Source organism: Erythrobacter sp. S259, assembly GCF_057364965.1.
Map to the genome: position 1 here is coordinate 403,724 of NZ_CP200286.1, position 13,864 is coordinate 417,587.

The 13,864-nt window shown below is 55.9% G+C and carries 7 protein-coding genes; 5 read left to right on the forward strand and 2 right to left on the reverse strand.

Features of this window, described 5'->3' with window-relative positions:
* The first annotated feature begins 152 nt into the window (after positions 1-152).
* Positions 153-2,729, forward strand: a complete 2,577-nt coding sequence (gene clpB / locus AC0V60_RS01795) for an ATP-dependent chaperone ClpB (RefSeq protein ID WP_486176843.1) — start codon at positions 153-155, stop codon at positions 2,727-2,729.
* 107 nt (positions 2,730-2,836) lie between these two features.
* Here the strand turns inward: clpB and AC0V60_RS01800 are convergent, their stop codons facing one another.
* A complete protein-coding gene (locus AC0V60_RS01800) occupies positions 2,837-5,917 on the reverse strand; it encodes a TonB-dependent receptor domain-containing protein (RefSeq protein ID WP_486176844.1) in 3,081 nt (1,026 codons plus the stop codon).
* A 444-nt stretch (positions 5,918-6,361) separates the two neighbouring features.
* Entirely contained in the window at positions 6,362-9,385 is a 3,024-nt protein-coding gene (locus AC0V60_RS01805; protein WP_486176845.1) for a TonB-dependent receptor domain-containing protein, read from the reverse strand.
* A 540-nt stretch (positions 9,386-9,925) separates the two neighbouring features.
* Here AC0V60_RS01805 and AC0V60_RS01810 point away from each other — a divergent pair.
* The 4 genes from AC0V60_RS01810 (at position 9,926) to AC0V60_RS01825 (ending at position 13,741) form a co-directional block, all read left to right on the forward strand.
* On the forward strand, positions 9,926-11,098 hold the full coding sequence (locus AC0V60_RS01810; protein ID WP_486176846.1) for an acetyl-CoA C-acetyltransferase: 1,173 nt from the start codon (positions 9,926-9,928) through the stop codon (positions 11,096-11,098).
* Positions 11,099-11,125: 27 nt separating this feature from the next.
* Entirely contained in the window at positions 11,126-11,911 is a 786-nt protein-coding gene (locus tag AC0V60_RS01815; protein WP_486176847.1) for an SDR family NAD(P)-dependent oxidoreductase, read from the forward strand.
* Between the two features lie 92 nt (positions 11,912-12,003).
* Positions 12,004-12,942, forward strand: coding sequence for an energy transducer TonB (locus AC0V60_RS01820; RefSeq protein WP_486176848.1), 939 nt, complete (start codon positions 12,004-12,006; stop codon positions 12,940-12,942).
* 61 nt (positions 12,943-13,003) lie between these two features.
* Complete coding sequence (locus AC0V60_RS01825) at positions 13,004-13,741, forward strand: enoyl-CoA hydratase/isomerase family protein (protein WP_486176849.1); 738 nt, start codon at positions 13,004-13,006, stop codon at positions 13,739-13,741.
* Positions 13,742-13,864 lie beyond the last annotated feature (123 nt).

The window sequence follows — 13,864 nt, forward strand, 5'->3', positions numbered from 1 at the left end:
TCTTCTCTCAGGATCGGACAATTGCTGGCGGTTTACAGTTGGTCAAGCGCGCTTGTGGGTCTGAGCGAAAAAACGGGGGCTTGCAAAGATTGGAACAGTCACCCACCTACTCATGTAACACACCTGTGAGCAAATCACTTTAGGGACCTGACATGAACCTCGATAAATTCACTGACCGCGCGAAAGGCTTTCTCCAAAGCGCTCAAACGGTTGCCATTCGTATGAATCATCAACGGATCACGCCGCTGCATCTATTGAAGGCACTCCTCGAAGATGAGGAGGGCATGGCAGCAGGGCTTATTCAGCGTGCTGGAGGAGATGGAAAGCAAGCGGTGAGCGGGGTGGATATTGCGCTGTCCAAAATCCCGATGGTAACGGGATCTGGCGCGCAATCGACGCCCGGGATGGACAATGACCTTGTGCGCGTTCTGGACGCCTCTGAAACCTTGGCGGATAAGGCTGGTGACAGCTTCGTGACGGTGGAACGCATGCTTACCGCGCTCGCCGCGCAGCCAGAGGCGACGGCCAAAGCGATGAAAGCGGCCGGCGTCACTGCGCAGGGCCTCAACACCGCAATTGAAGACCTTCGCGGCGGGAAAAAGGCTGACAGCGCAAACGCTGAGAGCACATATGATGCGATGGATAAGTTCGCCCGCGACCTCACCAAAGCGGCGCGGGACGGTAAGCTTGATCCTGTTATCGGGCGCGATGAGGAAATCCGCCGCACGATCCAAATTTTGGCCCGCCGGACCAAGAATAACCCCGCGATTATTGGTGAACCCGGCACAGGTAAAACCGCGATAGCCGAAGGTTTGGCGCTGCGCATCGCCAATGGTGATGTGCCCGATAGCCTCAAGGGCCGCACGCTGATGAGCCTGGATATGGGCGCGCTTATTGCGGGCGCAAAATATCGCGGCGAATTTGAGGAGCGCCTCAAATCCATCCTTGACGAAGTGCGCCATGCAGATGGGAATATCATCCTCTTCATCGACGAGATGCACACGCTGATCGGGGCAGGGGCCTCGGAAGGGTCGATGGATGCCTCAAACCTCTTGAAGCCTGCTCTGTCGCGCGGCGAGCTCCATTGTATTGGTGCAACCACGCTCGATGAATATCAAAAGTACGTCGAGAAAGACCCCGCGCTCCAGCGCCGGTTCCAACCGGTCTATATCGAAGAGCCCACGGTCGAAGACACCGTGTCGATCCTTCGCGGGATCAAAGACAAATATGAGCTCCACCACGGCGTGCGCATCACCGATGGCGCCATTGTCGCCTCGGCCAAGCTTTCGGACCGCTACATCCAGAACCGCTTCCTTCCCGACAAGGCTATCGACCTTATGGATGAGGCCGCATCGCGCATAAGGATGGAGGTTGAGTCCAAGCCCGAAGAGATTGAGACCCTCGACCGGCGGATTATTCAGCTTAAGATCGAAGAGAGCGCGCTTGCCAAAGAGGATGACAATGCCTCCATAGAGCGGCTTGAGAACCTCCTCAAAGAACTGGCGGAACTGGAGCAGGAGTCTTCCGAGCTCACAACCCGCTGGCAGAATGAACGCGATAAAATCGAGGCAGAAGGCCGCGTGAAAGAAGAGCTCGATGCAGCACGCCTTGAACTGGAACAGGCGGAGCGTTCCGGAGACCTCGCCAAAGCGGGTGAGCTTTCCTACGGAACCATCCCGGCGCTCGAAAAGCAGCTAGCCGAAGCCGGTGACCTCACCGAAAACGCGCTCCTGCGCGAAGAAGTGACCGAAGAGGATATCGCATCCATCGTCAGCCGCTGGACCGGCATTCCTATCGACAAAATGATGGAGGGCGAGCGCGAAAAGCTGCTCGAAATGGAGAGCATCCTTGGCAAGCGTGTGATCGGTCAGGTGCCCGCCATCGAAGCGGTCTCCAAAGCCGTTCGCCGCGCGCGCGCCGGATTACAGGATCCGGGGCGGCCCTTGGGCTCGTTCCTGTTCCTCGGCCCAACCGGTGTGGGTAAAACCGAGCTCACCAAGGCGCTGGCGGAATTCCTTTTCGATGATGATCAAGCGCTGGTCCGCATCGATATGTCAGAGTTTATGGAGAAGCACTCGGTCGCCCGTCTGATCGGCGCGCCTCCGGGCTATGTTGGCTATGATGAGGGCGGGGTGCTCACCGAGGCGGTGCGACGCAGGCCATATCAAGTGGTCCTGTTCGACGAGGTCGAGAAGGCGCACACCGATGTCTTCAACGTGCTCCTGCAAGTGCTCGACGATGGGCACCTGACAGATGGGCAGGGGCGCAAGGTCGATTTCTCGAACACACTCATTATCCTGACCTCGAACCTGGGCTCGCAGCACCTTGCGAACCTGCCCGACGACGGCAAAGTCGCCGATGTTGAGGAGAAGGTGATGGACGTGGTGCGCGGGCACTTCCGGCCGGAGTTCATCAACCGCCTCGATGAGATCATCCTCTTCCACCGCCTTGCGATGGAGCACATGGCGCCCATCGTCAAAATCCAAGTCAAGCGCGTGCAGAAGCTGCTGGATGATCGCAAGATCACCCTTGATTTGAGTGAGGCGGCGCTTCGGTGGCTTGGCCGGGTGGGCTACGATCCCGTTTACGGCGCGAGGCCATTGAAGCGAGCGGTGCAAAAGTACCTGCAAGACCCGCTGGCTGAAATGCTGATCGAGGGCAAAGTCTCAGACGGCGTGACACTCAAGATTGATGAGGGCGACGGTGAGCTTAAGATGGAGGCTGTCTAAGGCTTTCGGCAGCAAGCGTTGGACCTTGCTGCAAATTTCCTAGCGCCAACAAAAAAGGGCCCCGGTCTCCCGGGGCCCTTTCTTTATCGCTATCTAACCTTGTTAGATTAGAATGATTTGGTGACGCTCGCAGAGAAGGTCCGACCGAATGCATCGTTGATGCTTCCGGGATAGCAGAACCCTTGGAAACGCTGACACTGACGGTCGAATGCGTTGGTAACAACAAAGTTGAAACGGAAGTCATCTTGCGTTTCAAAGAACACGTTGAAATCAACAGTCACGAAATCGTCCAGTTCATCGATGAAGCGGACATCAATGCCCTGCTCCTGACGGTCGAAGAATGCCTCGCCGACATAGTTGATGACACTACCGAGACCCCAATTGCCGTTCGTGTACTGAGCACTGAACTGTCCAACCCAGGTTTCGTCGCCAATTTCACCGTCACTGCGTTGCGGAGCAACACCGGTGATGTCGACGACGCGGTCGAGAACAACCTGCAAACTACCCCGGGTCGCCAGGCTACCCGGCAGACCAAGGCCATCAAGCGAAGTGCTGTAGAGCATTTCGGCCTGGATGCCTTCGAAGCTGATGGACTGACCGTTTACGAAGCCGGTTGTCACGCCTGGATTTTCCGGATCTGCGATAACTTCACCGTTCGCGTCACGTTGGATCAGCGAGCAGAAAGAGTTGCCGTTCGCAGGATCGCTTGCGTCAAACACAGGGTTATCGAAGCACGATGCGTTAATCGTCGCAGCAGTCAGGTTCGCGATAGGCGACGAAATTTCGATATTCACGTAGTCAACCGTGAGCGAAAGACCTGGGACGAAGCGTGGACGCAAAATTCCGCCGATGCTGTAGCTTTCCGCAGTCTCGTTGTCGAGGTTCGGGTTACCACCGGTTAGGATCGGAATTGTAGCAATCGCAGCCTGCTGTGGTTCCGAAATGTTCGGGAATGCAGCATCGAATGCAGCGCAGTTTGCTGTCCGGATTGCCGGATCCGGCGCACCTTCGGCATCGCCCGGCTCGCACAAGTCGGCGATCGCTGCGAACGCGTTCCCCTGTGGGGAGAACAGTTCAGTGATCGCAGGTGCACGGAACGAGCGTGTGAAGTTACCGCGGAATTCGATGTCTTCGATAGGAGCGAAGCTACCGCCAGCTGCCCAGGAGAAGAAACCGCCGTTCACAGTGTTATCGACGTAACGACCACGGCCATACACGTTGGCAGAGTGGAAGATGAAGTCGTTTTCAGGAGTAATCAGCGGAACGAAGAGTTCGCCGAAGACTTCGTCGACGTTGAACGACCCTTCAACAACAGGAATTGCAACAGCGCGGCCACGGCCAAGCTGTTCAAATTCCGATGGGAAGAACCCGCCCGATTCATCACGGTGCTCGTACCCGACGTTAATGCCAACATCGTTACCGAACAGTTCGAACAGAACACCGCCGACGTTAGCGTTGAACACTACTTGCTCCAGCGTCGAGCGAGTTGCGTTTTCTTCGATCACGTAAGCGATGGCCTCAGGTGAAGCCTGGAGCCCAAAGAAGTTGAACGGTACACACTGCGCATCCGCAATCGGATTGACAGGGCTACCAGGTTGGACGGGGTTCTCTACGTCGCCCAGGTTGGCCGCGCATACGATGTTGCCTCCACCATCGACAGCAACGTTCGTTGCGTTCACAAAGTTTTGCTGATTGATGTCCTGACGGTTATCGGTGACTTCCGTCTGGCCATAGGTGAACGATGCTTCCCAGTTCCAGCCGTTGCCGAGCAGTTCGAAGTCGCCTTTCGCGCCAAAAACGCCGCGAAGCAACTCGGTTTCAGCAAAGCCGGTAAGGTCGGCAAAGCCAACGTTCGCACGCGAAATTGTGAACGAGTCAACGCCAGCTCCTTCGAGGACACCGCGAGCCTGATCGTTCAGGAACGGGTTGTCGATCGAGAAGGTAAGCGCGCTTGAACCACCACCAAAGAACGGCGAGTTGAAGGTTGGCTGCTGAACGAGTTCATCAGCCCGTGCATCATAATACTGCAATTCGGTGAAGAGGTTGATGTTCTCGGTAATGTCGTAGTTTGCGAAGATATTCGCACCGAAACGACGCAGATCCGATGTCAGCTGACCAAAGTCCACAAACTGGAAGCCGTCACCGCCAAAGGCACGGACACCTGATGTACCGCCAGCCAGTGTGAGCGGACGTTCACCGACCAGGAACGGCACAAGGTCGCCGCTAGGGGCAAATTCAAACGCCTGAGTGCCGCTTGGTGAACCAAAGCCAACACCGATTGGACCACCGAAGATTACGCCGCCATTGGAGAGCGGGAACAGGTTTGTCCCGAAGAACGGAACCTGCGGTGCAACACCGTCATCGCCGCCTGTGTCGAGAGGAGCGCCCGCAGGCTGGATGCGGAAAACGCTGTCGATCGTGTTTGGTTCAAGTTCCACATTGTCGCGGAAGAACTGACGCTGGTTCTGAAGAATACCGTCAGTTTCGGTGTAGAACGACGAAAGCTGAATGTGACCGCGGCCATCGGCAAAGCTTGTACCGTACACGCCTTCAAGACGGTAGGAGAAGCCATCACCCTCTTCAGTGATTGTAGATGTACCGGTCAGTTCAAGGCCTTCATACTCAGAATCGAGCACAAGGTTGACGGTGCCGGCAATCGCGTCCGAACCGTACACAGGAGCACCGGCGGTCGAAGCGATGTCTACGCGCTTAACCAGTGCAGCAGGGATGACGTTAAGGTCGACCTGCAGACCCGGGGCTGCTGGACCGAAAATCGTTGGCGTGTTGGATGAGACCACGCGGCGACCATTAACAAGCGTCAGCGACCGGTTTGTACCGAGACCGAAGATGTTGATGAAGTTCACGCCCTGACCAAAGCCAGCTTGAGCCCCGTCCGGGGTAACAGAACCGCGAATGATTGGGAGATCGTTCAGTGCATCGGCAACGTTGATGAAGTTACGCTGCTCAATGAATTCGTTGGTGATCGTAACGGTTGGCTCAGTCGCCTCAAGGTTCGGCAGACGAATTCGCGAACCGGTAACGGTGATGGCGCCTTGACTTTCAGCTGCCTCGTCAGTGGTGACAATGGCCTCATCGTCGTTGTCCTGAGCGAATGCCGGCGAAGCGGCCAGCGCAAATCCGACCGCAAGTGACCCTGCGCTCAGACGGAGTTTTGTCGAGATTTTCATTTAATGCTTACCCTTAATCAAAGCATACAGACGCAGACGCGCCAGTATCATTTCGCCGATCGAGGTTGGCTTTTGCCGATGTAGGCGAGCATCGCCCCGATCACTCTGACGGGCGTACTGCCAACGGATCGAACGATCCGTTCATAGAATCGTTCGCCACGCGCTAGCCAGTCAGTCCCTGAACTTGGGGTTAAGCTAAGCACAGGGATTTGGAAGGGGAGCGCAAAGTCCGCGCGCAATAAATGCAAAGACGTGTCACTAGAATGCAACAGTGAAATTCACGTCAATGCCGCCACTTTTGACAGGGATTTTGCGGCGGCTTGGGGAAGCCGATCGCCGCGAGAAGGCGGCGTGCGTGTAGGCTTTGTCTGTTTTTCAAAGACAAAAGAAAAACGGCGGGCGTTTTCACACCCGCCGTTCTCAATTTTGGATATCCGCTTTTCTTTACAGTTCAGCGCTGAAGCCGAAGAAGAAGAAGCGGCCGGTGTCGTACACACCTGGGTAGGTGTTGCCGTTACCGTTGGTAGCCGGACCAGCTGAGATCGACACTGGGAAGTTGTCTTCGAACAGGTTGTTGACGCCTGCGCGTGCAACAATGCCGTCGAACACTTCATACCGGACCGCAAGGTCGAAGTAGTTCACAGCGTCGAGCGAAAGCTCAACCGGTGATGGCGTTGCTGAGTCGTTGTCAACACCGCCGAAGTGACGCCACGTTACGTTAGCAGTCAGACCTTCGAGCGGGGTTTCCCAACCCATCAGGACACGGTGACGATATGTCGCCGTTGGCTGACCACATTGCCCTGCAAACTCACCTTCACACTCAATGACATCCGCGCCGGGGAACGGCGTGAAGTCAGATGAGAAGAGGTAGGTTGATGCGTAGTTGATGTCGACAGAGCCGGCACTACCGATGTCGAACCCGTAGTTGACTTGGAAGTCGAGACCATCGGTTGCGATCGATGCAGCGTTGACGTTGGTCAGCGTGAAGCCGATGCCAGGGCCACTTGGGTTAAGTGAACCTGCTGCGTCGCGCTGAATCAGATCACAGAATGTATCTGCGCCAGTTCCAAGGCAGTTGTCGAGGATTGTTTGCGCACCAAGACCAGCAACGATTGCGTCTTCGATATCGATGTCGAAATAGTCAACCGATGCATTGAAGCCAGGCAGGAACGCTGGTTGGAACACAGCACCAACGGTGAACGTGTCCGAGCTTTCCGGATCAAGCTGCGGGTTACCACCGAAGAGACCTTGGGTTTGACCCGAGATCACGTCTGGAACGGAACCGAACTGAGCAGCGGTGACGCCGGTGTTGGCACATGCTGCAGCTGACGCCACAGGCACTGCACCAGAGCACGGATCGAAGATACCGTTACCGTTTACGTCGGTACCGGCTTGAGCAAGGTCAGGAAGACCAGTGCTTTGACCGGTGAACAGCTCAACCACGTTTGGTGCACGAACTGCGCGCTGGAACTGACCGCGGAACGAGAAGTCCGGTGTCGGTGCCCAGGTCAGTTGGAAACCATAGGTGTCGGTTGAGAAGCTGTTCGAGGTGCCGTTACCATCAACCGAGTAGTCAGAGTAACGATACTGCGTGCTGAAGACGAGCTCTTCGAAGAAGGGCTTGCCAGTGACCAGTGGAAGCTGAAGCTCGGCAAAGAACTCGGTGACTTCGACTGCACCAGAGACCGGAAGGGTCGGACCACCAACGCCGGTGAAACCGCCGTCTGGTTGCTGGCTGATTTGGTCAGGTGTCGCGTTCAGAGTGTCTTCGCGGTATTCAACACCAACGAGGAAACCAACGCCAGCATCTTCCGCCCATGGCGATTGAATGCCGAATTCGCTGAGGTCTGTCTGCACAGTTCCGCCAACAACCAGCTGATCGGTTTCACCAGTGGTGATACCGATGCCTTGGATGAAGTCGAGCGACTCTTGAGTCACAAGGCTTTCACCGGCCGGGCCGCGCTGGAAGATGTTGTAAGGCACACAGCCGCCTGATGGATCGATACAAACAGCGTTGCCATCTGCGTCGGTCGTCACACGCAGAGCCTGGTCAAGGTTAGCGATGATGAAGTCGTTGGTTGATGTGTCTTCATCACGAGTTGCTGAGTACTGACCGAAGACTTCGTAGTCGAAGAATTCTGCAAAAGTACCACGAGCACCGCCAACAATACGGAACGCACGGTTTTCAAGACGTGAGTTACGCTCGCCGCCTTCGACGTTACGGTGGGTTGCAGTGATGCCGCTGATGATCTCGTCGTCAGCGATCTGCTGAGCAGAACACTGAAGAACTTCAGTCGCGAACGAACCACCGTTAGCAAACAGCGGATCTTGGATCAGCGGGTTGCCGCAGTTTACGCTACGCTGGAAGAAGCCGAACGAGGCGGTTGGTGCGATTTGCGCATCCGAAACAACGTCGGTGTAGCTCACGTCACCAAACAGTTCGAGACCCTCAGTAACTTCATAAGTCGCTTTGGTGTAGAACTGGAACTTCTCAGAAGGACGCTGGAAGAAGTTTTGCGGGCCAAAGTTAAAGGTCTCTGGCGGGCCACCTTGGAACGGTGTGAACTCACCGGTTTCCTGTTGGAAAACGTCGGTTCCACCGAAATCTGCGACGTTATTAAAGCGGCGGAAGTTCGACGAACCGATACAGCCAAAGCCGTTTGCCGAGAATGCACCGGTTGATGCACCAAGCGCACAGCCCGAAGCGGTACGATCGCCTTGGCTGATTTCATTACGGTTTTGGTAAGCAAAGAAGCCGGTTACGTTACCGCGGCCATCAGCAAGGTTGGCACCGAAGGTGACAGATGCGCTGATTTCTTCGCCGTCGGTTACAGAACCTGGGATCGGTTGCTGTGCAGCTGCGAGGACTTGCTCGAACAGATCACGGCCGTTGCCAGACTGAGCAAAACCGTACTGAGCGTCGATTGCAACGCCTTCGAAGTCGTCTTTAAGGACGAAGTTTACAACACCTGCAACAGCGTCAGAGCCGTAAACAGCCGACGAACCACCGGTGAGAACTTCGACGCGCTCAACCAATTGGGTCGGAACGAGGTCAAGGTTAACCGCGATCGAAGCTGAATCGCCGTATGGCAGGCGGCGGCCATCGATGAGGGTCAAAGTACGCTGTGCACCAAGACCACGAAGGTCAAGCTGTGAAGTACCAGTTGCACCGTTCGACTGGTCAGCGGTTTGAGCTGCAGAAACCTGCGGCAAAGTGTTGGTCAAGTCTTCGATGTCGACCACACCGCGAACGGTAATCTCTTCGGCATCAACAGCCAAAACCGGGCTAACCGATTGAAGGTTAGGATTGACGTTCAGACGTGAACCCGTGACGAGGATTTGATTTTCCTCTTCAGCAGAATCATCTGTCGTCACGTCTGCGTCCTGCGCGAACGCAGGTGACGCAGCCAAAGCAAGACCGATAGCAACGCTACCGGCGCTCAGACGTAGTTGCGTAGATTTTTTCATTTGGTTTTCTACCCCTAATGACAGCCTGTGTCGCTGCTCTTCCAATGAAAGCAACGAACCAGTCCAACACTGACTGAATATGACCCATCATGTTCTTGTTGATTGAGGCATACTCTGTCTTACTTAAGACGGATAATGCATGCGTTAGAGACGGATTTCCCCGTTCACAGCTAAGCTGCCTAGCGTATAACATTACCGTCCCTGAGGCGGATTTGGCTCATACGCAGGCAGAATAAAAGGGTTGTGCCTGCCTGCGCTCAACAAAACATAGCTGTGTAGCGTGATTGCAACACACCATTTTACAAGTCGGCGATGACACGAGTTTCCGGCGCGCTGAGCTGTGAAATGCGAGCGTTCCGGCAACTTTGAATGCACCGCTATGATATGAGCGATCATCTAAGATGTGATCACGCGGGCCGGGAGCTTATGCGGCAAGGCTGGCAAAAACGCTAAGAATGCTTGCTTGATTCCCTGAATGCCCACTGCAATAGACGCGTTGCAAAATACAACGTTTACGTAAACGGGAAGGATACTCTGATCATGGCCACCGCATATATCGTCGATGCCGTTCGCACCGCTGGAGGCCGCCGGGGTGGCCGTCTTGCAGGGGTTCACCCAGTGGACCTGCTGGCCAAAAGCCTTGATGCTGTCGTTGGCCGCAGCGGAATTGACCCGAGCGCAGTCGATGACGTGGTCACAGGCTGTGTCAGTCAAGCTGGCGAGCAGGCTGGTCAAGTGGGCCGCATGGGCGTGCTTGCCTCCAAACTGCTTCCTGAATCGACCCCTGCCGTTTCGATCGACCGTCAGTGCGGCTCTTCACAACAAGCGATCCAGTTCGCTGCTCAAGCGGTCATGTCGGGCACACAAGACGTTGTCATCGCCAGCGGCGTTGAGAGCATGACCCGCGTGCCCATGGGCACGAATATGACGCTCCATATGAAAGAGGGTCTGGGCAATTACATGTCCGACGGCGTGAAGGACAAATATCCGAACGTCCAGTTCAGCCAGTTCATGGGCGCTGAAATGATCGCCAAAAAACACGGCATGACTAAGGAAGAGCTCGACGCGTTCTCTTATAATAGCCACCTCAAAGCCAAAGCAGCCGTAGAGGCAGAGGCCTTTGCCAGTGAAATCGTGCCCGTCGAAATCGAGACGCCAGAAGGCACCGAAATGCACACGGTGGACGAAGGCATCCGCTTTGATGCAACGCTCGAAGGCATTGCAGGCGTCAAGCTGATCGACCCTAACGGCATGGTGACTGCGGCCAGCGCAAGTCAGATTTGCGACGGCTCATCGGCGGTTCTGGTTGTTTCGGAAGAAGCTCTTAAGCGCTACGACCTCACGCCGATGGCGCGCATTCACAACCTGACCGTGACCGCTGGCGATCCGGTGATCATGCTTGAAGAGCCGCTGTTTGCGACCGATAAGGCGCTGGAGCGCGCCGGCCTCAAGATCGACGATATTGACCTTTACGAAGTGAACGAGGCGTTTGCCCCTGTCCCAATGGCTTGGCTTAAGCACACGGGCGCTGATCCTGAGAAACTCAACGTCCACGGCGGCGCGATTGCTTTGGGTCACCCGCTGGGCGCATCGGGCACGAAGCTGATGGCGACGCTGGTCCACGGGCTTAAGCGCCACGGCAAGAAATACGGTCTTCAAACGATGTGTGAAGGCGGCGGCGTTGCCAACGTCACCATCATCGAATCTGTTTAACTTGGATCCCCTAAGAGAGGAATACTAATGGAAGTTTCAGCCAACACTCCCGCCGTCGTCACCGGCGGTGCATCAGGCCTTGGTGCAGCAACCGCCCGCGCGCTCGCTGCTAAAGGCGCAAAAGTCGCCATCTTCGACATGAACGAAGAAAAGGGCGAGGCCATGGCTGCCGAAATCGGCGGCGTGTTCTGCAAGGTCAATGTGACCAGCGACGAAGACGTGGACGCAGGTTTTGCAAAGGCACGCGAAGCCCACGGCCAAGAGCGCATCCTTGTGAACTGCGCAGGCATCGGCAATGCGATCAAAACCGCCAAACGTTCACGCGAAGACGGCTCGATCAAAGAGTTCCCGACAAGCGCTTTTGACTTCGTGATCCAAGTGAACCTCGTCGGCACCTTCCGCTGCATTGTTAAGTCCGCTGCTGGCATGCTGACCCTCGACCCAATGAGCGAGAACGGCGACCGCGGCGCAATCGTCAACACCGCCTCTGTTGCTGGCGAGGACGGCCAAATCGGTCAGGCTGCCTACTCAGCATCGAAAGCGGGCGTGATCGGCATGACTTTGCCAATCGCCCGCGATCTGATGAACGAAGGCGTTCGTGTGAACACGATCCTTCCTGGCATCTTCGACACGCCGCTTCTTGCAGCAGCACCGCAGAATGTGCGCGATGCTCTGGCAGCATCTGTGCCGTTCCCTAAGCGTCTGGGCCTTCCTGACGAGTACGCAAAGCTTGCAATGACCATGATCGAAACAGGGTACTTCAACGGCGAAGACGTGCGTCTCGACGGCGGTATCCGTATGGCACCGCGTTAAGCGTCAAAAGAATTGCTCAAACGAGCTATTGCAAGAGAATGGGCTCCGTGACTACCATGTCACGGGGCCCTTTTTCTTAGGAGCGATTTGATATGCGTTTGCCGGTTCTTGGCCTTTTGGTGGGTTCTGCTTGTTTAACTTTGGGATCGCCAAGCTTTGCAAACAAAGAACCTGTTATCCTCGAACCCTCTTCCAATTGGAATGTGGACTTTGGCGCAACGAGATGCCGTCTGTCGCGCACATTTGGCGAAGGGGACAATATGCATATCCTCTTCATTGATCAGCATTATCCCGTAGCCCAGGCCGGTGTGACAATTGCAGGCCCAGCACTCCGCCGGTTCCGGAATAGGCAAGAGACACTGCTAACCTTTTCCGACGAAATCGAACCGCGCTCCACCGAACCGTTCACTGGAGATTTGAGTTCTATTGGCCCTGCACTTATCTATTCGAATCTTGCTTTCCACGACACTCCGCTTGTGGTTGTGAATGCGGAAGAGTTGCAAACGGCATCGCCCGAGGAGCGAGCGTCCCTGTTGCAGGAGGCTGCGCGGGAAGACCAAAGGAGCGCTCAACTTGACATTGCATTTGGCGCAAAGATCGAATTTATCTCATTCCAACAAAGAAGCCGTAAAGTCAGGTTCCAGACCGGATCGTTGGAGGAGGCGTTTAAGGTGCTGAACACCTGCACTCAGGATATGATCCGCGAATGGGGTTTTGACCTTGAGGAGCAATTGACCGCGACTAAGCGCCCAGTGTTCAACAACGTTGCGAAGGTCGTACAGCGCATTCAGGCCGCGTATCCCCGCAAGGCGCTGCGCAAAGGGGAGAGCGCGATTTTGCGCTTGCGCGTAACGGTCGATGAGGCCGGACAGGTGACGCAGTGCGTGCTGGACGAGGCCACTCAGACCACTTCTCTCGATTCGTCCGCGTGCCGGGAGATGAAGCGCGCTGAGTTTGAACCGGCGTTGGATGCAAGCGGCCAGCCCATGCGTTCGTTTTACGCGACGACGATAACCTACCGAATCAATTAGGCTTTCTATTTGCTCCACCTCGGCATAGGTTCTCTTGCAAAGAGATGCGGGAGAGTGCTGTATGAGCGATCCAATTTTGCGCCAAGATTTTGAGGGCTGGACAAAGCTTACGCTGAACCGGCCCGATAAACTGAATTCGCTCAATGTGGAAATGTTCGCGCTCCTTCGCAGCCATATCGAGAACCTTGCGCAATCGACCGGCATCGGCTGCGTTGTCATCCAAGGGGCGGGTAAGTGCTTTTCGGCTGGCCATGACCTTGGCGGGATTTCCGAAGGCGAAAGCCCGCCGTCCAAAGGCTGGCATTCCGAAACGCTGCGGATGCTTGAAAAGCTGCCCATTCCCGTCGTCGCGGCGGTCCATGGCCATTGCTACACAGGCGCGCTCGAAGTCGCTCTCGCCGCGGATTTCATCATCGCCAGCGACACCGCGCGTTTTGGCGACACCCATGCGAAATTTGCGCTCACCCCGGTGTGGGGCATGAGCGTTAGGTTGCCGCGCAGGGTGGGGATTGCGACCGCAAAACGGCTCATGTTTACAGCCGAAATGTTCGGGGCTGAAGAAGCCGTGCGCATTGGTCTGGCGGAATACTCCGTGCCGCAAGAGGGCTTCGATGCGGAAGTCGAACGGCTGGCTACACAAATCGCGGCACAAAGCCATTTCTCCCACGCCGCCAACAAGCGCCTGCTCGACCGCGCCGACGGCAAGGCCGCTGATGAAGCTCTCATCCGCGAATGGATGGAAGGCGAAGGACGCGGCCCTGATACGGATGATCGGATCAAGGCAGTGATGGGCAAATAGGCCCGTTTCCACTTTGCCAGCCTATCCCGCATCCGCCATTCAAGTTGCGTCCAGCAAAGCAACATTATAACAGCCCCGCAGCTAAATAGTGCGCAGCGACATCTTGCAGCGCGCTTACTGCCT